The sequence below is a fragment of the Enterobacter sp. E1 genome, assembly GCF_016809815.1.
Taxonomy (GTDB): Bacteria; Pseudomonadota; Gammaproteobacteria; order Enterobacterales; family Enterobacteriaceae; genus Enterobacter; species Enterobacter adelaidei.
Window position 1 is genome coordinate 23234 of record NZ_JAFBJM010000011.1, and the last position, 22827, is coordinate 46060.

Below are 22827 nucleotides of genomic sequence, written 5' to 3' on the forward strand. Positions count from 1 at the left end.
CCCCAACCCTCTCCCACAGGGAGAGGGAGTATTAATAAGGAGTTAACATGGTCACGCCATATATATCAATGGCGGGGATCGGCAAATCCTTTGGTCCGGTTCACGCATTAAAATCGGTTGATTTAACTATATATCCCCACGAGATTCACGCCTTATTAGGGGAGAATGGTGCCGGTAAATCAACCTTAATGAAAGTATTGTCGGGAATACATGAACCGACCAAAGGCACCATTACTATTAAAGAAACAAAATACGACAAACTCGATCATAAACTGGCGGCTCAGCTCGGTATTGGCATTATTTATCAGGAACTCAGCGTAATTGATGAATTAACGGTACTGGAGAATCTCTATATTGGCCGCCACCTGACGAAGAAAGCGTTTGGCGTCAGTATTATCGACTGGAAAGAGATGCGTATTCGCGCAGCGATGATGTTATTGCGCATCGGGCTAAAAGTGGATTTAGATGAAAAAGTGGCAAATTTATCTATCAGCCACAAACAGATGCTGGAAATAGCCAAAACCCTGATGCTCGACGCCAAAGTAATCATCATGGATGAACCCACCTCCTCGCTCACCAATAAAGAGGTGGATTATCTGTTCCTGATCATGAACCAGCTGCGCAAAGAGGGAACGGCGATTGTTTATATCTCTCATAAGCTTGCGGAGATTCGCCGCATCTGCGACCGCTACACGGTCATGAAAGACGGCAGCAGCGTGTGCAGTGGCATGGTGAGTGACGTGTCGAACGACGACATTGTGCGCCTGATGGTGGGCCGCGAGCTGCAAAACCGCTTTAACGCCATGAAAGAGAGCACCGGTAACGTTGAGCGCGACACGGTGTTCGAGGTGAAAAACGTCACCAGCCGGGACAAGAAAAAGGTCCGCGATATTTCATTCAGCGTGAACCGAGGTGAAATCCTCGGCTTCGCAGGGCTGGTGGGCTCTGGCCGCACCGAGCTGATGGACTGCCTGTTCGGCGTGGATAAACGCAGCAGTGGTGAAATCCGTCTTAACGGCAAAACCATCTCCCCGCGCTCGCCGCTGGATGCGCTGAAAAAGGGCATGGCCTACATCACCGAGAGCCGCCGGGAAAACGGTTTTTTCCCGAACTTCTCTATCGCCCAGAACATGGCGGTCAGCCATAGCCTGAAAAACGGCGGCTACAAAGGGGCGATGGGGCTGTTCCGGGAAAGCGAGGAGCGCAAAACTGCCGAAGCGCAGCGACAGCTGTTGGCGCTGAAATGCCATAGCATCGAGCAAAACATCACCGAGCTTTCCGGCGGAAATCAGCAAAAGGTGCTGATTTCCAAATGGCTGTGCTGCAACCCGGAAGTCATTATTTTTGATGAGCCCACCCGCGGCATCGACGTCGGTGCGAAAGCCGAAATCTACAAGGTGATGCGCGGTCTTGCCGACGAGGGCAAGGTCATCATGATGGTGTCATCCGAACTTCCTGAAATTATCGCCGTCTGCGACCGCATCGCCGTGTTCTGCGAAGGGCGACTCACGCAAATCCTGACCAATCGCGACAACATGAGCGAAGAGGAGATCATGGTATGGGCATTACCACAAGAGTGAAAGGCGATATGGCCGAGAAGAAGCCGTTTAACTTCGCGCTGTTCTGGGACAAGTACGGCACCTTTTTCATCCTCGCGATCATCGTGGCCATCTTCGGCACGCTGTCGTCGGAGTACTTCCTGACCACCAACAACATCACCCAGATTTTTGTTCAAAGCTCGGTGACGGTATTAATCGGGATGGGCGAGTTTTTTGCCATTCTGGTGGCGGGCATTGACCTCTCCGTCGGCGCAATCCTTGCCCTCTCCGGCATGGTCACCGCCAAGCTGATGCTGGCGGGCGTCGACCCTTTCCTCGCGGCGCTGATTGGCGGAGTGCTGGTCGGCGGTGTGCTCGGGGCCATCAACGGCTGTCTGGTGAACTGGACTGGGCTGCATCCGTTCATTATCACCCTCGGCACCAACGCTATTTTCCGCGGTATTACGCTGGTGATCTCCGACGCCAACTCGGTGTACGGCTTTTCGTTCGAGTTTGTGAACTTCTTTGCCGCCAGCGTGTTAGGCATCCCCGTTCCGGTGATTTTCTCGCTGATTGTGGCGGTGATCCTGTGGTTCCTCACCACCCGGATGCGGCTCGGACGCAATATCTACGCCCTCGGCGGCAACAAGAACTCGGCTTTCTACTCCGGCATCGACGTGAAGTTTCACATTCTGGTGGTGTTTATCATCTCCGGCGTGTGCGCAGGGCTGGCAGGCGTGGTCTCTACCGCGCGTCTGGGGGCGGCGGAGCCGCTGGCCGGAATGGGCTTTGAAACCTACGCTATCGCCAGCGCCATTATCGGCGGCACCAGCTTCTTCGGCGGCAAAGGCCGCATCTTCTCGGTCGTCATTGGCGGGTTAATTATCGGCACCATCAATAACGGACTTAACATTCTCCAGGTTCAGACCTATTACCAGCTGGTGGTGATGGGCGGGTTGATTATCGCCGCTGTCGCCCTCGATAGACTGATCAGTAAGTAAGGAATCCACCATGAAAATCTCTCCCTCTTTAATGTGTATGGATCTGCTGAAATTCAAAGAACAGATCGAATTCATTGATCAGCACGCGGACTACTTCCATATCGACATCATGGATGGTCACTTTGTCCCGAACCTGACACTGTCGCCGTTTTTTGTCGGCCAGGTGAAAAAGCTGGCGACCAAGCCGCTGGACTGCCACTTGATGGTGACTCGCCCGCAGGATTACATCAGCCAGCTGGCGCAGGCAGGGGCCGATTTCATCACCCTGCACCCGGAAACCATCAACGGTCAGGCGTTCCGGCTGATTGAAGAAATCCGCCGCCACGGCATGAAGGTCGGCCTGATCCTCAACCCGGAAACCCCGGTCGAGGCGATGAAATACTATATTCACAAAGCCGAAAAAATTACCGTGATGACCGTTGATCCGGGCTTTGCCGGGCAGCCGTTCATTCCGGAAATGCTGGATAAAATTGCTGAACTGAAGGCCTGGCGTGAGCGCGAAGGGCTGAGTTATGAAATTGAGATCGACGGCTCCTGCAATCAGGCCACCTATCGCAAGCTGATGGCCGCCGGGGCAGACGTGTTTATCGTCGGCACCTCTGGCCTGTTCAATAACGCAGAGAATATCGACGAGGCGTGGCAGCAGATGGCGCGTCAGATCCTGTCGGCCAGAAACGAGGTAATACCCCATGCAAAAACAGCCTGACGTGGTCGCCGGAGTGGATATGGGGGCGACCCATATTCGCTTCTGCCTACAGCGCGAAGACGGCACCGTGCTTCACTGCGAAAAACAGCGTACGGCGGATGTGATTGCGCCCGGCGTGGTGCAGGGCGTGGCGGCACTGATTAACGCCCAGCTTCGGCGCTATCAGGTGCGTTGTCGTGGGCTGGTGATGGGCTTTCCGGCCCTGGTGGGTAAAGACAAGCGCACCATTATATCGACGCCCAACCTGCCGCTGCAGGCCAATACGCTGCACGGTCTGGCAGATCATCTGGAGGCCACCCTGTGCTGCCCGGTGGAGTTTTCCCGCGACGTTAACCTGCAGCTCTCGTTTGACGTGGTGCAGCATCATCTTCAGCAGCAGCAGGTGCTGGCGGTCTATCTTGGTACGGGGATGGGCTTTGCCATCTGGCTGAACGGCGCGCCATGGACCGGGGCGCACGGCGTAGCGGGAGAGCTGGGGCATATTCCACAGGGGAAGATGTCCCTTCGCTGCGGGTGCGGCAACGCCGGATGTCTGGAAACCGTCTGCTCCGGCATCGCCCTCAAGCAGTGGTACGAGCAGCGGCCGCGGGATTACGCAATGGGCGAAATCTTTACCGCCGCCCGCAACGAACCCTTTGTGCAGCAGTTGCTCGCCCATGCCGCGTGCGCCATTGCCACCAGCGTCAACCTCTTCGATCCGGATGCGGTCATTCTCGGCGGCGGCGTCATGGATATGCCCGATTTTCCGCGCGACGCACTGATTGCACAGATTAAACAGCATCTTCGCCGTCCGCTGCCCTATGACGCGGTGCGTTTTATCGCGGCATCGTCGTCGTCCTTTAACGGGGCGCAGGGCGCAGCGGCGCTGGCCCGCCGGCAGTTTATGCCATCACCTTGCGCAATGCCTGCGCCAACTGTACACGGCTGAACGGCTTGCGCAGGAGCGGGACGTCCGGCAGCTGAGGGTTATGCGCCGGACGTAGATCCTGTCCGCTCACCAGCAGCACCGGAAGCTGCGGGTAGCGGGTGCGTACGTGGTTAATCACCTCCGCGCCGCTTAAGCTGCCGGGAAGCATTAAGTCGCTGATGAACATGCCGATATCCGGTGAGACCTCCAGCATTCTCAACGCCTGCTCACCGTTCTCCGCCTCCAGCGTCAGATAGCCAAGCTGGTGCAGCTGCTCGCACAGGGTCTGACGAACATCCGCCTCATCTTCCAGCACCAGCACCAGCCGCTCGCTATCACCGGCGGCGGTGGCAGAGAGCACTTCATCCTCAGACATAACGGGCAGCATCGAGCGCGGGAGGTGAAGCCGAACGGTCGTCCCCTGCCCCGGCGCGCTTTCAATCTCTACGCGACCACCTGACTGGCGGACAAAGCCGTAGACCATCGACAGACCTAACCCACTCCCGCTTCCGGTCTGCTTAGTGGTGAAGAACGGTTCAAAGACCCTGGATTTCACCTCCTGCGACATACCGCTGCCGCGGTCAATCACCTCCAGCGCCACCATATCCTGCCTGCGCCCGTCGCTACGGGTGACGCGCTGATTCCAGGTACGGATCTTAATCACCCCGCTTTGCCCTTCCATCGCATCGCGGGCATTCATCACCAGATTGATGATGGCGTTCTCCAGCTGGCTGACGTCTATCCATGCGGGCCAGGCGGGGGATTGCGCTTCAATCTCCAGCGTCAGGGTCGCAGGCAAGGAGTGGAGCATGAGTTCCCTGAGGTTTTCCAGCAGCGGTTTCATCTCGACCGCGTGCGGCGTCAGGGATTGCTTACGGGAAAACGCCAGCAGGCGCTGAGTGAGGAGTGCACCGCGTTCGGCAGCCTTCAGTGCCCGGGTGATACGCGGCGCATCTTTTGATTCCGGATCGGTAAGCTCAAGACTGCCGATGATCACCGCCAGCAGGTTATTAAAATCATGCGCCAGCCCACCCGTCAGTTGTCCAACGGCTTTCATCTTCTGGCTGTGCAGCAGTGCCTCTTCCAGCCCCTGACGCTCAATGCGGTCGATCTCCATCTGCGTGGTTTTCTCTTTCAGCAGACGCGTGGTGTGCTCAAGTGAGGCGGTGTTGCGGGCAAAAACGTTAAACGCACGCGCCAGCTCACCCAGCTCATCACGCCGTTGCAGCGCAGGGACAGAAACATCCTGTTCGCCATGGGCGAGACGCGACATCGCCCGGGAAATGGCCGTCAGGTTTGAGGCCAGATTGCGATAGATATACCAGCAGGCGCATCCGGTGATGATCAGCGCCAGCACGGCGAAAATGCTGATAAATACGCTGATAGATTGCAATTCGTGATGGCTCTGGGCCGTGCGAAGCCGGGAGGCTTGCGCCACCTGTTCGACGTACTGATTAATATCACTGTTGAGGATCGCTACCAGCGCCTTGATGTGGAACATATACCAGCTTATCGCCAGATCGCTTTCTTCCAGTTGCTTCGACAGCGGCGCGAGCTTACGCAGTTCGTCGTTAAAATCGGGCAGGACGCCATTAACCACCGGCTGCGCCGCACTCCGCGGCAGCGTTGCCGTCACCGCATCCAGCTGCTGCACCGTGGCGCGCGGCGAGGGGGTGTCGATAGCGGCGATAATCAGCCTGTCCATCTCCATTAGCTGCTGTGCATCCGGGATATTACTGTCGTAACGACGATTGATATCCTGCAAATGCCGTAAGTAGCTCTGACTCTGATACAGCGAGCTCAGCAGCGCATTACGTTCCAGATGGCGTCGCTGCCCGCGTTCAAGCATCTCCGTCACGCTCTGCTGTAATTCATTGCTTCTCTGAATAATTCGCGCCACCAGCGCCGGTTCCTGCTGCGCCAGTGGCGCATCAGCAAGCTGTTCCAGCGAGTGACGCAGTGCCATTTGCGTCTGCTTCAACCGGTCAGCTTCGCCTTTATATTCCAGCGCCCCTACGACTTGCGAAAGCCTCACCGCCGCCGTTGCCACGCTGGCGGTATCCCGTGCGAGATTCATACTGCCGGTCATGTCATCCAGCGTTTGCTGTTGAACCTGCTCCTGGATCTGGCTGGCGTGACGGAAGCCGAGCACCGCCACACCGCTGACCATGAGCGTCACGGCGACCACCAGCAGATTGAAAATCAGCAGGCGACCACGGGCGCTGGCAAAAAACGGGGGGCGGTGTGATGACATGTTAGCTCCGTAACTGTGATCGACATTAGCTATTCATAACTATGACAAATATGAACGGCTTCTGACATTTTGCATTTACGCACCTGTGATGAAGTGCAGATATCGACATTCACAGGAGATCCGCCATGAGCAGAACCCCGGTATTAGAGATGCGTCACATTGCCAAGACGTTTGGCAATTTCCGCGCGCTCAAGGGTGTGGATTTGACGGTCTTCCCCGGTGAGATCCACGCGCTGATGGGTGAAAACGGCGCGGGAAAAAGCACGCTGATGAAGATCCTCGCGGGAGCCTATACCGCCACCAGCGGTGAGATCCTGATCGACGGTCAGCCGTTTCACATCAAGGGGCCAAAAGATGCGCTGGCCGCAGGCATTACCCTGATTTATCAGGAGATGCAGCTGGCACCCAATCTGACCGTCGCCGAAAACATCTTCCTCGGCAGCGAGCTGTCTCGGGGCGGGCTAGTACAGCGTAAAGAGATGGCTGCCCAGGCGCAGGCAGTGATTGAGCGCCTTGGCGCACATTTTAACGCCACCGACCTGGTGATGAAGCTGACCATTGCCGAGCAGCAGCAGGTGGAAATAGCCCGCGCACTGCACCGCAACAGCCGCATTCTGGTGATGGACGAACCCACCGCGGCCCTCTCCTCACGAGAAACCCATCGCCTGTTTGAGCTGATTCTGCGCCTGCGCGATGAAGGAATGGCCATTATCTATATCAGCCATCGGATGGCGGAAGTGTACGAACTCTCCGACCGCGTCAGCGTTCTGCGTGACGGGCAGTACGTCGGTAGCCTGACCCGCGACAAACTGAACGCCTCTGAGCTGGTGAAGATGATGGTCGGTCGCCCCTTAAGCGATCTGTTTAACAAAGAACGGGATATTCCACTCGGCAGCCCGCGTCTCAACGTTCACCACCTCACCGACGGTAAAAAAGTACAGCCTTGCAGCCTGCAGGTACGTTCAGGGGAAATTGTCGGTCTGGCGGGCCTGGTGGGGGCTGGCCGCTCCGAACTGGCACAACTGATCTTCGGCGCGCGCAAAGCCACAGGCGGCATGATTGAAGTTGATGGCGAGCCGGTAGTGATCCACTCCCCGCGTGCGGCAATTGAAAACGGGATCGGTTTTCTCACTGAAAACCGCAAGGAACAGGGGTTGTTCCTGGAGCTGGCGGCGCAGGAGAACATCACCATGGCCACGCTGGAGCGCGACGCAACCTTCGGCATGCTTAACCGCAAAAAAGCACAGTCCATTTCCGATGACGCCATCGCCCTGCTTAACATCCGCGTGCCCCATTCTCAGGTGCGCGCAGGTGGGCTATCAGGCGGTAACCAGCAAAAACTGCTGATCTCCCGCTGGGTAGCAATCGGCCCGCGCATTCTGATTCTGGACGAACCAACACGCGGCGTGGACGTCGGCGCGAAAAGCGAGATCTACCGCATCATGAACCAGATGGCGCGCAAGGGCGTGGCGATTTTGATGATCTCCAGCGAACTGCCGGAAGTGGTGGGCATGAGTGACCGGGTGTACGTCATGCGTGAAGGCAGCATTGCGGGTGAACTCCACGGGCATGACATCTCTCAGGAAAACATTATGACGCTGGCAACCGGCGTGAACGACACTCATCATCAGGCGGTGCAATCATGACAACTCCTACCCATCCGCAGCAGGTGGCGAAATCCGCCTCCGCCAAAAAAATGCTGATGAGCGATCTGATGCAAACGGTCGGTATTTTGCCGATTTTAATCCTGATTGTGGCGGTATTTGGTTTTATCGCCCCTAACTTCTTCACCGAGAGCAATCTGCTCAACATTACCCGTCAGGCCTCGATCAACATCGTGCTGGCGGCAGGGATGACATTCATCATCTTAACCGGCGGTATTGACCTCTCCGTAGGCTCGATTCTGGGTACCACGGCGGTAGCGGCGATGGTGGTCTCGCTTATCCCTGAATTTGCGATGCTCTCCATTCCGGCCGCGCTGATGCTCGGCATGGTGCTGGGCCTGTTCAACGGTGCGCTGGTGGCCTTTGCCGGGTTGCCGCCCTTTATCGTCACGCTCGGGACCTATACCGCGCTGCGCGGCGCGGCCTATCTTCTGGCCGACGGCACAACGGTCATTAACTCAAACATCAATTTTGAGTGGATCGGTAATAACTATCTCGGCCCCATTCCCTGGCTGGTGGTGATCGCCCTGGCAGTGATTGCGGTGTGCTGGTTTATCCTGCGCCGCACCACGCTTGGGGTTCACATCTATGCGGTCGGCGGCAACATGCAGGCGGCACGACTGACCGGTATTAAAGTCTGGATGGTGCTGCTGTTTGTATACGGCATGAGCGGTCTGCTCTCTGGCCTGGGCGGGATCATGAGCGCATCGCGACTTTACAGCGCCAACGGCAATCTGGGCATGGGTTACGAGCTGGATGCAATCGCAGCAGTGATCCTCGGTGGTACCAGCTTTGTCGGCGGGATCGGCACGATCACCGGCACGCTGGTAGGTGCGCTGATCATCGCCACCCTCAACAACGGCATGACGCTAATGGGCGTCTCCTACTTCTGGCAACTGGTGATCAAAGGGGCGGTGATCATCATTGCGGTGCTGATCGACAAATACCGTACCCGACACCATCAAAGTGCATAACAACAATACCCTACAAGCGAGGAAGAAAAGATGCGTTTGAAACCGTTAGTGACCGCGCTCTGTGCTGGCGCACTGCTTGCCGCAACGCCGTTTGCGCAGGCGAAAGATTTGAAGTCCATCGGTGTGACGGTGGGTGACCTGGCTAACCCGTTCTTCGTGCAGATCACCAAAGGTGCCGAGCTGGAAGCGCGCAAACTGGCGGGGGATAACGTTAAAGTCACGCTGGTCTCCAGCGGTTACGATCTGGGTCAGCAGGTGGCGCAGATCGACAACTTTATTGCCGCCAAAGTGGACATGATCATCCTTAACGCGGCGGACTCCAAAGGTATCGGCCCGGCGGTAAAACGCGCGAAGGACGCCGGGATCGTGGTGGTCGCGGTTGACGTGGCAGCGGAAGGGGCAGATGCCACCATCACCTCCGATAACACCCAGGCAGGCGAAATGGCCTGTAAGTACATAACCGACCGCCTGAAAGGTAAAGGCAATGTGGTGATCATCAACGGGCCACCGGTGTCAGCGGTACAGAACCGCGTGGAAGGTTGTCAGACAGAATTCAAAAAACATCCGGATATCAAGGTGCTCTCAGATAACCAGAACGCTAAAGGCAGCCGTGAGGGTGGGCTGGAAGTGATGACCTCCTTACTGGCCGCCAATCCGAAGATCGACGGCGTGTTCGCGATTAACGATCCCACCGCGATCGGTGCCGATCTGGCAGCCAAACAGGCACAACGCAGCGAGTTCTTTATCGTTGGCGTGGATGGTAGCCCGGACGGTGAAGAAGCGCTGAAGCGGGAAAACTCCCTGTTTGTGGCGACCCCAGCGCAAGATCCGCAGGTGATGGCGGCAAAAGCGGTGGAGATCGGCTATGACATATTACAGGGCCAGCCTGCACCGAAAGCGCCTGTGCTGATCCCGGTGACGATGATCGATAAAAAGAATGTCGGAACCTATAAGGGATGGACGGTTAAGTAACCCTTTCCCCTCTCCCACCGGGAGAGGGGACTGTTTTCAAGGAGTCCCCATGAAACGCTCCGACATCAACGAAATCCTCGGCCACACGCGGCAGTTTTTCTCCATGCACGATGTGCACCTCCCCCCTTTTGCCAGCTTTCCGCCAACAAAATGGCAGCAGCTTGACCAGACCGCATGGCAGGAAGTGTTCGACCTCAGGCTCGGCTGGGACGTGACGGCATTCGGTGGCAACAATTTTGCCGCCCAGGGCCTGACGCTGTTTACTCTGCGCAATGGCTCCCCCAACGGGGTGCCGTATGAAAAATGCTACGCAGAAAAAATCATGCACGTGCGAGACGGCCAGGTCACGCCGATGCATTTCCACTGGCGCAAGCGGGAAGACATCATCAACCGGGGCGGCGGAAATCTGATCATAGAGTTGTGGAATGCCGGAGGGCATGAAGAGACCGAAAATACCGATGTTACGGTCACCGTCGACGGCTGTCGACAGACCCACGCGCCCGGTAGCCAGTTGCGCCTCACACCAGGGGAAAGCATCTGTCTCACGCCCGGCCTGTATCACAGTTTCTGGGGCGAACGCGGGTTTGGCGACGTTCTGGTGGGCGAAGTGTCATCCGTGAACGATGACGAACACGATAACCATTTTCTGCAGCCCATCGCGCGCTACAACAGTATTGAAGAAGACGAACCGGCGGTACTGGTGTTGTGCAACGAGTACAGCCTGTTTCGGATTTAAGGAGTGAATGATGCCATTGATTTCTCTTGCCGACGGTCTTGAGCACGCCAGAGAGCACCGCTACGCACTGGGTGCGTTTAACGTACTCGACTCCCATTTCCTGCGTGCGTTGTTTGCCGCCGCCAGGCAGGAACGATCGCCGTTTATCATCAACATCGCCGAAGTGCATTTTAAGTATGTGTCGCTGGATTCGCTTGTCGAAGCGGTGAAGTTCGAGGCCGCTCGCCACGATATTCCCGTGGTCCTCAACCTCGACCACGGTCTGCACTTCGAGGCAGTGGTGCGCGCCCTGCGTTTGGGGTTCAGTTCGGTGATGTTCGACGGCTCCGCGTTGAGTTACGAGGAAAACATTCGCCAGACGCGGGAAGTCGTGAAGATGTGCCACGCGGTGGGTGTTTCGGTGGAGGCTGAGTTGGGCGCGGTTGGCGGTGACGAAGGCGGCGCGTTGTATGGGCATGCGGATGAAGCCTTTTATACTGATCCGCAACTGGCACGCGAATTTGTCGATCTGACGGGTATTGATGCCCTGGCCGTCGCCATTGGTAATGCACACGGCAAATACAAAGGCGAGCCGAAACTAGACTTCCCACGCCTGGATGCGATTCGCCAGCAGACGGGTCTGCCGCTGGTGCTGCATGGAGGTTCCGGGATTAGCGATGCCGATTTTCGTCGCGCCATCGAACTGGGCATTCATAAAATCAATTTCTACACCGGGATGTCGCAAGCGGCTCTGTCCGCCGTTGAGCAGCGTATGGCAAAACGCCAGCCACTTTATGACGAGTTTGCCGAACTGTTGCTGAGTATAGAAGAGGCGATTTCCGATACGGTCGCAGAACAGATGCGCATCTTTGGCAGCGCGGGGCAGGCATAATGGAACGCAAAGGGATTATCGCTGCGGGCAATATGCTGGTGGATCACGTCCATCAGATCGTGCAGTGGCCAGAACGCGGCTGGCTGGCAGAAATTACCCACAGCGAACGTTCCACCGGCGGCGCGCCGCTCAACGTCCTTCTGACGCTGGCGAAAATGCACGTTGGCCTGCCGCTGCAGGCCGTGGGACTGATTGGTGAAGATAGCGACGGGGACTACATTCTGGCAATGCTCGACCAGTACCACGTCAACCGTCAGCGCGTACAGCGCACCACCTTTGCACCGACCTCCATGTCGCAGGTCATGACCGATCCCAGCGGACAGCGCACCTTTTTCCACTCGCCAGGGGCAAACCGTCTGCTGGATCTTCCCGCCTTCGATCGTTTAGACGGATCGATGAAGATCTTCCATCTCGGTTATTTGCTGTTGCTCGACAGCCTGGACATGCCCGATGACGAGTTTGGCACCCGTAGCGCGCGGCTGCTGGCGCAAATGCGCGAGCAGGGGTATGAAACGTCGCTCGATCTGGTGTCCCGCAAGGGCGACCCGCGCTACCAGCCACTGGTGCTCCCTGCCCTTCGCCATCTCGATTATCTGGTGATTAACGAGCTGGAAGCCGGAGAGTTTAGCGGGCTGGAGATGCGTGACGAGCATGATGCACTGCACATTACCCATATTGCCCAGGCCGCTTCTCAACTGCTGGCATCTGGCGTTCGTCAGCGCGTGGTGATCCACTGCCCGGAAGGCGCATGGGGTGAAGCGCCGGGTGAGCAAGGCCGCTGGATCCCGTCATGGTTGCTGGAACAGGAACAGATCATCGGCAGCGTTGGCGCGGGAGATGCCTTTTGTGCGGGCTTTTTATACGGCTGCCATGAATCGTTGTCGCTAACGGACAGTATTTATCTGGCACACGCCTGCGCGCGGGCAAGCCTGCTGGCCGCCAATGCGATTGACGGCGCGAAAACGCTGGCCGAGTTGCAGCTGTTTATTAAAGAGAATACCTAGGCCGCTTTTTCGCTGTGAGAGACGTCGGTGGCAAAAACGTAGCCCAGTCCACGGATGGTTTTAATGAGTGCAGGCTGGTGCGGATTGGCCTCGATTTTCCGTCGCAGGCGCATGATTAACACATCAATAGTGCGGTCAAAGACCTCGGCGCTTTCGCTGTGGGTCAACTCAAGCAATTGATCACGGCTCAGTACCCGGCGAGCATTTTGCGTGAGTGCCAGCAGCAAGCCGTACTCGCCCTGTGTTAAGGGTACGGTGTTACGGTTAGGATCGCTCAGTTCACAGCGCGCGGTATCCAGCGTCCAGCCGTTAAAGGTAACCCCCTCTACACTCGGCACGGGAACGTCTGCGGCCAGCACGCCCGTGCGACGCAGCACGGCTTTAACGCGGGCGACCACCACGCGCGGGTTAAACGGCTTGCCAATATAATCGTCGGCCCCCATCTCCAGCCCCACCACCACGTCTGACTCACTGCCCAGCCCGGTTAACATGACCACCGGTAGCGCCGGACGCTGCTTTTGCAGCTGCAGCAAAACCTGCAGACCGTTGATATCCGGCAGCATCATATCCAGCAGAACCAGGGCAATATTCGGCTCCTGATGAACACGGTTCAGGGCATCCTGGCCGTTATGGCAGACCAGCACACTAAAGACGTGCTCACTCAGCACATCCTGAAGCAGTTCGCAGACTGCAATATCGTCATCAACCACCAGAATCGCCGGTTTCATCGCATGCTTCCGTCAGGGGATTATTTTAAGTCTGAACCATTCTGCCGTCGGCTCCAGTCAAATAGTTTTTTCAGTCACGAAAATTCAACCCATGTCACATCCGCTGCCCTGTCGACACGTCAATTTTGACGATTGGCTGCTTTTCGTCAGGGTTTTCACTGCAAATGGGCCGTAAAGTCTGGGTATACCCATATAAAAAACATGGCATAGAAGCTGCATAGTGGGTGCGAAAGATTCGATTAACTGGAGCAGACTGATGAAAAAAGTCGTCACGGTTTGCCCTTATTGTGCCTCAGGTTGCAAAATTCACCTGGTGGTCGATAACGGCAAAATCGTCCGGGCGGAGGCCGCGCAGGGGAAAACCAATCAGGGCACGCTGTGCCTGAAAGGTTACTACGGCTGGGATTTTATTAACGATACTCAAATCCTCACCCCGCGCCTGAAAACCCCTATGATCCGCCGCGAGCGCGGTGGCAAGCTGGAAGCCGTCTCCTGGAATGAGGCGCTGGATTACGTCGCCTCACGCCTGAGTGCCATTAAGGCCAAATACGGCCCTGATGCCATTCAGACCACCGGTTCCTCACGTGGGACGGGAAATGAAACGAACTATGTAATGCAGAAATTCGCGCGCGCCGTTATTGGTACCAATAACGTCGACTGCTGCGCTCGCGTCTGACACGGCCCATCGGTTGCAGGTCTGCACCAGTCGGTCGGTAACGGCGCAATGAGTAATGCGATCAACGAGATAGATAATACCGATCTCGTGTTTATTTTCGGCTATAACCCTGCGGATTCTCACCCTATCGTCGCGAACCATGTTATTCGCGCCAAACAGAATGGGGCGAAGATCATCGTCTGCGATCCGCGCAAAATTGAAACCGCGCGCATTGCCGATATGCACATTGCATTGAAAAACGGTTCGAACATCGCGCTGTTGAACGCAATGGGGCACGTCATTATTGAGGAGAACCTGTACGACCAGGCGTTTGTCGCCACCCGTACGGAAGGCTTTGACGAGTACCGGAAAATTGTCGAAGGCTATACGCCAGAGTCGGTAGAAGCGATAACCGGCGTTAGCGCGCAGGAGATCCGCCAGGCGGCACGGATGTATGCCGGGGCGAAAACCGCCGCGATCCTGTGGGGCATGGGCGTGACCCAGTTCTACCAGGGGGTGGAAACCGTGCGTTCTCTGACCAGCCTCGCCATGCTGACGGGGAATCTGGGTAAGGCGCACGTTGGCGTCAACCCGGTACGTGGTCAGAATAACGTGCAGGGCGCGTGTGATATGGGTGCACTGCCGGATACTTATCCGGGCTATCAGTACGTGAAATTCCCGGAGAACCGCGCCAAGTTCGCGAAGGCCTGGGGGGTGGAAAGTCTGCCGGAACACACCGGGTATCGCATCAGCGAGCTGCCGCACCGCGCGGCGCACGGCGAAGTGCGTGCGGCCTACATCATGGGCGAAGATCCGCTCCAGACCGACGCCGAGCTGTCTGCGGTGCGCAAAGGGTTTGAGGACCTGGAGCTGGTGATTGTCCAGGATATCTTTATGACCAAAACCGCGGCAGCGGCGGATGTGATTCTACCGTCAACGTCCTGGGGTGAGCATGAAGGTGTCTATACGGCAGCAGACCGTGGCTTCCAGCGCTTCTTTAAAGCGGTAGAGCCGAAGTGGGATCTGAAAACGGACTGGCAGATCATCAGCGAAATCGCCACACGCATGGGCTACCCAATGCACTACAACAACACTCAGGAGATCTGGGACGAGCTGCGTCATCTGTGCCCGGATTTCTTTGGTGCCACTTACGAAAAAATGGGTGAACTGGGGTATATCCAGTGGCCGTGCCGGGATGAGTCAGAGGCTGATCAGGGCACGTCGTATCTCTTCAAAGAGAAATTCGACACCCCGAACGGACTGGCACAATTCTTCACGTGTGACTGGGTCGCCCCTATCGACAAACTCACCGATGAGTATCCGATGGTGCTTTCCACCGTGCGTGAAGTTGGCCACTACTCCTGTCGTTCCATGACGGGCAACTGTGCCGCGCTGGCGGCACTGGCGGATGAACCAGGCTATGCGCAGATCAACACCGCCGACGCTGACCGTCTCGGTATTGAGGATGAAGCGCTGGTGTGGGTGAACTCTCGTAAAGGCCGAATCATTACTCGTGCGCAGGTCAGCGACCGTCCTAACAAAGGTGCGGTCTATATGACCTACCAGTGGTGGATTGGTGCCTGTAACGAGCTGGTGACGGAGAACTTAAGCCCGATAACTAAAACGCCGGAGTATAAATACTGCGCCGTCAACGTGGAGCCAATTGCGGATCAGCACGCTGCGGAACAGTATGTCATCGACGAATATAACAAGCTGAAAGCCCGACTGCGCGAAAGCGCAATGGGTTGAAGCTGTTAATTCATCAGTGAATAAAGGGAGTGAGATATTCACTCCCTTTTTATTTCCGCTTAAAGCATTCGAAATATCAATTATTATTCTGGAAAGCCGCTCGCAGAAATAATGTAATTTACGCAAACAAGAATTACATCTTTGCATTTTAATTCAGAGGGATAAGATGTGCGGCGGGTGCTTAAGACTTTCTGTCTTGAGCATTGTTGAGGGACAGAAAGTGGAAAGCCCCGGGAAATCGTCATTTACCCGAGGCTACCCCTCAACACCAACAGGTTGAGAGTAGCCTCTTATTCTAGTTTTCACAAGGAGTAAAAGGCATGACGCCATTAAAAACTGCGTTAGGCATTGTCTTTATTATTTACCTGACGATAGTGATATTTACCTTTATTAATCGCGGTAAGTTATGCGAACTCACAATAAAGAGTGAACATCAGGAGGTGGCGGCGAAATTAGCCTGCAACGCAGGCTAACCTCTTCGGGCGGAGCGACGGTTCCGCCCGGCTTGTCGGATGCTGAGGTCTTAATGCACCCATTTTTTTCTTCTGTCACCGCGATTATACTGCGCGGCATGTACCAAGATGATAAGAATCCATGAAACACATTTTCCTGTTGTTGTTAGTTTTTACGTCGCTTGCCCGTGCCGATGAGATTGGCAGCCAGTATAAAAAGCAAGCTGAAGCGGGTGATGCCCGCGCCCAGTATTATCTTGCCGATACGTACTTCAGCTCTGGCGACAGCAAACAGGCGGCGCTGTGGGCAGAGAAAGCGGCAAAAGGGGGCGACGTCGATGCGATGGCGCTGTTGTCACAAATCCAGTTTACGCAGGGTGATTACGCGCAGGCTAAAGCACTGGCCCAGCAGGCGAATATCGCAGGCAGTAAACGGGGTGCGATCATGCTGGCACGCGTGCTGGTCAACACCCAGGCAGGCAAAACCGACTATCCACAGGCCATCAAACTGCTGCAAACGGCAACCGAAGATATCGACAATGACTCGGCGGTAGATGCGCAACTGCTGCTGGGTTTGATTTATGCCAACGGTGTAGAAGTGGCTCAGGACGATGTTCAGGCGGCATCATGGTTTAAACGCAGTTCAGCACTTTCACGTACGGGCTACGCCGAGTACTGGGCTGGAATGTTGTTCAGACAGGGTGAGAAAGGCTTTATCACCCCCAATAAACAGAAAGCGCTGTACTGGTTGAACCTGAGTTGTACTGAAGGGTTTGATACGGGATGCGAAGAGTTTGACGCGTTGAGCGGGGAGTAAACATTGCCGGGTGGCGCAGGCCACCCGGCTTTTTACATTATTGGTCAGCCGTCTTATCAAAACGACCCAGCACCTCGCGTTCATACGCCAGCGCTTTTTTACGGTCGAATTTGTGTTCCCACTTGGCAATCACCAGCACCGCCAGCGCATTACCCACCACATTCAGCGCCGTACGCGCCATGTCGAGGATACGGTCAACACCGGCGATGAATGCCAGGCCTTCCAGCGGGATCCCGACGCTACCCAGCGTTGCCAGCAGCACCACGAACGAAACGCCCGGTACGCCTGCGATACCTTTTGAAGTCACCATCAGGGTCAGCACCAGCACGATCTCCTGCCACAGCGACAGGTCAATCCCGTACAGCTGAGCGATGAAGATCGCCGCAATACTCTGATACAGCGTAGAGCCATCCAGGTTAAAGGAGTAGCCGGTTGGCACCACGAAGCTGGTGATCGACGCCGGTGCGCCGTAGGCTTCCATCTTCTCAATAATACGCGGCAGCACGCTCTCAGAGCTTGCCGTGGAGTAGGCCAGAATCAGCTCATCTTTCAGGATACGAATCAGGATCCAGATGCTCAGCCCGCACAGACGCGCCACGATGCCCAGCACCACCAGCGCAAAGAACAGGATGGCGAAGTGCACCAGAATCACCAGCTTCGCCAGCGGCCACAGGGAGGCGAAACCGAAATTCGCTACGGTCACAGCAATAAGTGCAAACACCCCAACCGGCGCATAGCGCATCACCATGTGAGTCACTTTGAACATGGTTTCAGAGATTGAGCGGAACACCGTCACCAATGGTTCACGGTGTGTCGCAGGCAGGGAAGAGAGACCCAGACCAAACAGCACCGAGAAGAAGATGATAGGCAGCATCTCACCCTTCGCCATAGACGCCACGATGTTGGTCGGAACCAGCGACAGGATTGTGCCCATCAGTCCATGCGCATGGCTCTGCACATCAGCAGTTGTGCTTTGGTATTTCGAAATATCCACCGTCGCGAGTTGCGACATATCAATCCCGGAGCCTGGCTGGAACACATTCGCCATCGTAATGCCCAGGATAATGGCAATCGTCGTGATCACTTCGAAATAGATAATGGTTTTCGCCCCGATACGGCCTAACTGTTTCGCATCGCCGACGCCCGCAATACCGACCACCAGCGTCGAGATCACAATCGGTACCACAATCATCTTGATCAGATGAATAAAGATATCACCTGCTGGCGAGAGCAGGTTCGCAATCAGCCATTCGCGACTGTCACTGTGATAATGGAGGTAACTGCCCAGCAAGATGCCCAGCACAAGGGCTAGCAAAATTTGCCAGGCCAGGCTGACTTTAACGTTTTTCATAGAAACTGACTTCCTCAATGAAGCTCCCTGATCACTCAAACTGCATGAATATGGAGCCATACTGAAAGGGTATGAATTGTGTTGCGTTGGTTTATGGGATTTTTTAACGCGGCGTATGAGTATCATTTGCACGGTATGTTGCGCAAGCCTTAAAGAACGATGCGTTTCACTACAAAAAGTTGCTATGACGCGAGTTTGTGACAATCCCGATAAATAACCTTTTGTTATAAAAACGCTTTTTTATGTTAATTTGTGAATAATCGGCTCGCTAAATTATTTTTCTTCAAAGTTTCATTCGCTCATTTTTCATACTATTCAAACAATGCGTGATCTGCCGCCCAAATAATAAACAAAGCTTGTAAAGCCCCTACAATTAACGTTTTTGCGACATATTATTAACATCTTACAAGGAGAAAAAAAGCCATGAGCCAAATACACAAACATGACATTCCCGCAAACATTGCGGACCGTTGCCTGATCACCCCGGAGCAGTACCACGAGAAATATCAGCAATCTATCAACAGCCCGGACATCTTCTGGGGTGAACAGGGTCATATCCTTGACTGGATCAAACCTTATCAGAAGGTGAAAAACACCTCCTTTGCGCCAGGCAACGTCTCCATAAAATGGTATGAAGATGGCACGCTGAACCTGGCGGCGAACTGCCTTGACCGTCACCTTGCCGAGCGCGGGAACGAGACGGCAATCATCTGGGAAGGCGATGATGCCTCACAGAGCAAACACATTACGTACAAAGAACTGCACCGCGACGTGTGCCGTTTCGCCAACGTCCTGCTGGAAAAGGGCATTAAAAAAGGCGATGTCGTGGCTATTTATATGCCGATGGTACCCGAAGCGGCGGTTGCCATGCTGGCATGCGCGCGCATCGGTGCGATCCACTCCGTCATCTTCGGCGGCTTCTCGCCAGAAGCGGTTGCCGGTCGTATTGTCGATTCAAATTCTAAACTGGTGATCACCGCCGATGAAGGCGTGCGCGCTGGTCGCAGTATTCCGCTGAAGAAAAACGTCGACGAAGCGTTGAAAAACCCGAACGTGAAAAGCGTCAGCAACGTTGTGGTGCTCAAGCGTACCGGCGGTAAGATCGACTGGAAAGAAGGTCGCGACCTGTGGTGGAGCGATTTGATTGAAAAAGCGAGCGACCAGCATCAGCCGCAAGAGATGAATGCGGAAGATCCGCTGTTCATTCTTTACACCTCCGGGTCGACCGGCAAGCCGAAAGGTGTGCTGCACACCACCGGCGGCTATCTGGTCTATGCGGCCACTACTTTCAAATACGTCTTCGACTATCACCCGGGTGACATTTACTGGTGTACCGCCGACGTGGGCTGGGTCACCGGACACAGCTACCTGCTGTACGGCCCGCTGGCCTGCGGTGCCACCACGCTGATGTTTGAAGGTGTACCAAACTGGCCGACGCCAGCGCGTATGTGTCAGGTGGTCGACAAACACAAGGTCAACATTCTCTATACTGCGCCAACGGCGATCCGTGCGCTGATGGCAGAAGGCGATAAAGCCATCGAAGGTACTGACCGCTCTTCCCTGCGTATTCTTGGTTCTGTGGGTGAGCCTATCAACCCGGAAGCCTGGGAGTGGTACTGGAAGAAGATCGGTAACGAGAAATGCCCGGTGATGGACACCTGGTGGCAGACCGAGACCGGCGGCTTTATGATCACCCCAATGCCAGGTGCGACCCAACTGAAAGCGGGTTCTGCAACGAACCCATTCTTCGGCGTACAGCCTGCCCTGGTGGATAACGAAGGTCATCCGCTTGAAGGGGCAACCGAAGGCAACCTGGTGATCACTGACTCCTGGCCAGGTCAGGCGCGCACGTTATTCGGCGATCACGAACGCTTCGAGCAGACCTATTTCTCCACCTTTAAAAACATGTATTTCAGTGGCGATGGCGCGCGTCGCGATGAAGATGGTTACTACTGGATAACCGGGCGCGTGGACGATGTGCTGAACGTCTCCGGCCACCGTCTGGGCACCGCCGAGATTGAATCTGCACTGGTGTCTCATCCGAAGATTGCTGAAGCCGCCGTGGTAGGTATCCCGCATAACATCAAAGGCCAGGCGATTTACGCCTATGTCACCCTGAACCACGGTGAAGAGCCGTCGCCAGAGCTGTATGCCGAAGTGCGCAACTGGGTACGTAAAGAGATTGGCCCGCTTGCCACACCGGATGTTCTGCACTGGACCGACTCGCTGCCGAAAACTCGTTCAGGCAAAATTATGCGCCGTATTCTGCGCAAAATCGCGGCCGGGGACACCAGCAATCTCGGTGATACCTCAACGCTCGCGGATCCTGGCGTGGTGGACAAACTGCTCGAAGAGAAGCAGGCCATCGCAATGCCTTCGTAACCCCCTCACCCTAACCCTCTCCCGCAAGGGAGAGGGAACAATAAAACCTCCCCTACCAATACTTCTGGAGACTCTGTGATGAATAACGATATTTGTCAGCAGATAGAGAATAGTGCGCACTACAGGGAGCTCGTCGATAAACGGCAACGGTTTGCCTTCTTCCTTTCCATCATCATGCTGATTATCTACGTCGGCTTTATTCTGCTTATCGCCTTTGCCCCACACTGGCTCGGCACCCCGCTACACGAGGGGACCAGCGTCACGCGCGGGATCCCCATTGGCATTGGCGTGATTGTGATTTCATTTGTGCTGACAGGCGTGTACGTCTGGCGCGCGAACGGTGAATTCGATCGTCTTAATAAAGCGGTACTGCGAGAGGTAAAAGCATCATGAAGCGAGTCCTGACGGCGCTAGCCGCCACACTTCCCTTTGCCGCCCACGCGGCGGATGCCATTACCGGCGAGGTACAGCGCCAGCCAACCAACTGGCAGGCGATTGTGATGTTCCTGATTTTCGTCCTGCTGACGCTGTACATCACGTACTGGGCGTCGAAACGCGTGCGCTCCCGTAACGATTACTACACTGCGGGCGGCAACATTACCGGTTTCCAGAATGGACTGGCGATTGCCGGCGACTTTATGTCCGCGGCCTCGTTCCTCGGCATCTCTGCCCTGGTGTATACCTCAGGCTACGATGGTCTGATTTACTCGCTCGGCTTCCTGGTCGGCTGGCCAATCATTCTGTTCCTGATTGCTGAACGCCTGCGTAACCTGGGACGCTACACCTTTGCAGACGTCGCATCTTATCGCCTGAAACAGGGGCCGATTCGCACCCTCTCAGCCTGTGGCTCGCTGGTGGTGGTTGCGCTGTATCTGATTGCGCAGATGGTGGGCGCGGGTAAATTGATCGAACTCCTGTTCGGCCTGAACTACCACGTCGCAGTGGTATTGGTTGGCGTCCTGATGGTGATGTACGTCCTGTTCGGCGGCATGCTGGCAACGACCTGGGTGCAGATCATCAAAGCCGTACTGCTGCTGTTCGGCGCCAGCTTTATGGCCTTCATGGTGATGAAACACGTTGGGTTCAGCTTCAATAACCTGTTTACCGAAGCGATGGCGGTCCACCCGAAAGGTGAAGCCATCATGAGCCCGGGCGGTCTGGTGAAAGATCCGATTTCAGCCCTTTCGCTCGGTCTGGGTCTGATGTTCGGTACTGCAGGTTTGCCGCACATCCTGATGCGTTTCTTCACCGTGAGCGATGCACGCGAAGCACGTAAGAGCGTTTTCTACGCCACCGGTTTCATGGGTTACTTCTATATCCTGACCTTTATCATCGGCTTTGGTGCCATCATGCTGGTGGGGGCAAACCCGGTGTTTAAAGATGCGGCAGGTGCGCTGATTGGTGGTAACAACATGGCGGCGGTGCATCTGGCCGACGCGGTGGGCGGTAATCTGTTCCTCGGCTTTATCTCCGCCGTGGCCTTCGCTACCATTCTTGCGGTGGTTGCAGGGCTGACGCTGGCAGGTGCGTCTGCGGTGTCACACGACCTCTACGCCAACGTCTTCCGTAAAGGCGCGAGCGAACGTGATGAGCTGAAGGTTTCCAAGATCACCGTGCTGGTGCTGGGTGTGGTCGCTATTCTGCTGGGCATTCTCTTTGAGAAGCAGAACATCGCCTTTATGGTGGGGCTGGCCTTCTCGATCGCGGCAAGCTGCAATTTCCCGATCATCCTGCTCTCCATGTACTGGTCAAAACTGACCACCCGTGGGGCGATGATTGGTGGCTGGCTGGGACTGCTGACGGCGGTGATCCTGATGATTCTGGGCCCAACCATTTGGGTGCAGATACTCGGTCACGAGAAAGCTATCTTCCCGTATGAATACCCGGCGCTGTTCTCTATTGCCGTGGCGTTTATCGGTATCTGGTTCTTCTCGGCCACCGACAATTCGCCGGAGGGTAACCTGGAACGCGAGAAATTCCGCGCCCAGTTTATTCGTTCGCAAACCGGCCTGGGCGTTGAGCAGGGTCGCGCGCACTAAGCCTTTCCTCCCCGGTCACTCTGGCCG

Annotated in this window: 19 protein-coding genes; 16 read left to right on the top strand and 3 right to left on the bottom strand. The window is 55.7% G+C overall.

Annotated features, from left to right (window positions below; translation table 11 throughout):
• Positions 1 to 47: 47 nt before the first annotated feature.
• Genes alsA through alsK form a run of 4 tightly spaced genes read left to right on the top strand, consistent with a single transcriptional unit; the run spans position 48 to position 4173 of the window.
• On the top strand, positions 48 to 1580 hold the full coding sequence (gene alsA / locus JGF26_RS19885; protein WP_134708620.1) for a D-allose ABC transporter ATP-binding protein AlsA: 1533 nt from the start codon (positions 48 to 50) through the stop codon (positions 1578 to 1580).
• A complete protein-coding gene (alsC, locus tag JGF26_RS19890; RefSeq protein ID WP_134708619.1) occupies positions 1559 to 2539 on the top strand; it encodes a D-allose ABC transporter permease in 981 nt (326 codons plus the stop codon). The genes alsA and alsC overlap by 22 nt, the downstream gene beginning before the upstream one ends.
• A 10-nt stretch (positions 2540 to 2549) precedes the next feature.
• On the top strand, positions 2550 to 3245 hold the full coding sequence (gene alsE, locus JGF26_RS19895; protein WP_134708618.1) for a D-allulose 6-phosphate 3-epimerase: 696 nt from the start codon (positions 2550 to 2552) through the stop codon (positions 3243 to 3245).
• Positions 3229 to 4173: an allose kinase gene (gene alsK / locus JGF26_RS19900; RefSeq protein WP_134708617.1), complete on the top strand. Its 945-nt coding sequence runs from the start codon at positions 3229 to 3231 to the stop codon at positions 4171 to 4173. Before alsE ends, alsK begins: the two co-directional genes overlap by 17 nt.
• Here alsK and JGF26_RS19905 read toward each other — a convergent pair.
• A complete protein-coding gene (locus JGF26_RS19905) occupies positions 4127 to 6406 on the bottom strand; it encodes a hybrid sensor histidine kinase/response regulator (RefSeq protein WP_134708616.1) in 2280 nt (759 codons plus the stop codon). The genes alsK and JGF26_RS19905 overlap by 47 nt on opposite strands.
• 125 nt (positions 6407 to 6531) lie before the next feature.
• Between JGF26_RS19905 and JGF26_RS19910 the strand changes: the two genes are divergently transcribed.
• From JGF26_RS19910 to JGF26_RS19935, 6 genes are read left to right on the top strand one after another with little or no spacing between them, the layout of a single operon-like run.
• The gene (locus JGF26_RS19910; RefSeq protein ID WP_134708615.1) at positions 6532 to 8052 is read left to right on the top strand and encodes a sugar ABC transporter ATP-binding protein; all 1521 of its coding nucleotides are present in this window, start codon (positions 6532 to 6534) and stop codon (positions 8050 to 8052) included.
• On the top strand, positions 8049 to 9044 hold the full coding sequence (locus JGF26_RS19915; protein WP_049007722.1) for a COG4158 family protein: 996 nt from the start codon (positions 8049 to 8051) through the stop codon (positions 9042 to 9044). Before JGF26_RS19910 ends, JGF26_RS19915 begins: the two co-directional genes overlap by 4 nt.
• Positions 9045 to 9074: 30 nt before the next feature.
• On the top strand, positions 9075 to 10016 hold the full coding sequence (locus tag JGF26_RS19920; protein ID WP_134708614.1) for an ABC transporter substrate-binding protein: 942 nt from the start codon (positions 9075 to 9077) through the stop codon (positions 10014 to 10016).
• A gap of 49 nt (positions 10017 to 10065) precedes the next feature.
• On the top strand, positions 10066 to 10752 hold the full coding sequence (locus tag JGF26_RS19925) for a D-lyxose/D-mannose family sugar isomerase (RefSeq protein WP_028017909.1): 687 nt from the start codon (positions 10066 to 10068) through the stop codon (positions 10750 to 10752).
• Positions 10753 to 10762: 10 nt separating this feature from the next.
• The gene (locus JGF26_RS19930; RefSeq protein WP_028017910.1) at positions 10763 to 11623 is read left to right on the top strand and encodes a ketose 1,6-bisphosphate aldolase; all 861 of its coding nucleotides are present in this window, start codon (positions 10763 to 10765) and stop codon (positions 11621 to 11623) included.
• Positions 11623 to 12627, top strand: a complete 1005-nt coding sequence (locus JGF26_RS19935) for a carbohydrate kinase family protein (RefSeq protein ID WP_028017911.1) — start codon at positions 11623 to 11625, stop codon at positions 12625 to 12627. Before JGF26_RS19930 ends, JGF26_RS19935 begins: the two co-directional genes overlap by 1 nt.
• Here the strand turns inward: JGF26_RS19935 and JGF26_RS19940 are convergent.
• Positions 12624 to 13355: a response regulator transcription factor gene (locus tag JGF26_RS19940; RefSeq protein ID WP_049007725.1), complete on the bottom strand. Its 732-nt coding sequence runs from the start codon at positions 13353 to 13355 to the stop codon at positions 12624 to 12626. The two genes, JGF26_RS19935 and JGF26_RS19940, sit on opposite strands and share 4 nt — an antisense overlap.
• Before the next feature lie 256 nt (positions 13356 to 13611).
• Between JGF26_RS19940 and fdhF the strand changes: the two genes are divergently transcribed.
• From fdhF to JGF26_RS19955, 3 genes are all read left to right on the top strand, one after another.
• The gene (gene fdhF / locus JGF26_RS19945) at positions 13612 to 15759 is read left to right on the top strand and encodes a formate dehydrogenase subunit alpha (RefSeq protein ID WP_080351377.1); all 2148 of its coding nucleotides are present in this window, start codon (positions 13612 to 13614) and stop codon (positions 15757 to 15759) included.
• Positions 15760 to 16079: 320 nt separating this feature from the next.
• On the top strand, positions 16080 to 16232 hold the full coding sequence (locus tag JGF26_RS19950; RefSeq protein WP_134708613.1) for a Hok/Gef family protein: 153 nt from the start codon (positions 16080 to 16082) through the stop codon (positions 16230 to 16232).
• A gap of 121 nt (positions 16233 to 16353) precedes the next feature.
• A complete protein-coding gene (locus tag JGF26_RS19955) occupies positions 16354 to 17028 on the top strand; it encodes a tetratricopeptide repeat protein (protein ID WP_134708612.1) in 675 nt (224 codons plus the stop codon).
• Between the two features lie 37 nt (positions 17029 to 17065).
• Here the strand turns inward: JGF26_RS19955 and gltP are convergent, their stop codons facing one another.
• Positions 17066 to 18379, bottom strand: a complete 1314-nt coding sequence (gene gltP, locus JGF26_RS19960) for a glutamate/aspartate:proton symporter GltP (RefSeq protein ID WP_014830305.1) — start codon at positions 18377 to 18379, stop codon at positions 17066 to 17068.
• 423 nt (positions 18380 to 18802) lie between these two features.
• Here gltP and acs point away from each other — a divergent pair, with 423 nt between their 5' ends.
• From acs to actP, 3 genes are all read left to right on the top strand, one after another.
• Complete coding sequence (gene acs / locus JGF26_RS19965; protein WP_028017917.1) at positions 18803 to 20761, top strand: acetate--CoA ligase; 1959 nt, start codon at positions 18803 to 18805, stop codon at positions 20759 to 20761.
• Between the two features lie 78 nt (positions 20762 to 20839).
• Positions 20840 to 21154 (top strand): DUF485 domain-containing protein, encoded by a 315-nt coding sequence (locus tag JGF26_RS19970; protein WP_114979528.1) that lies wholly within the window; start codon positions 20840 to 20842, stop codon positions 21152 to 21154.
• Positions 21151 to 22800 (top strand): cation/acetate symporter ActP, encoded by a 1650-nt coding sequence (gene actP / locus JGF26_RS19975; RefSeq protein WP_108089409.1) that lies wholly within the window; start codon positions 21151 to 21153, stop codon positions 22798 to 22800. Before JGF26_RS19970 ends, actP begins: the two co-directional genes overlap by 4 nt.
• Positions 22801 to 22827: the final 27 nt, after the last annotated feature.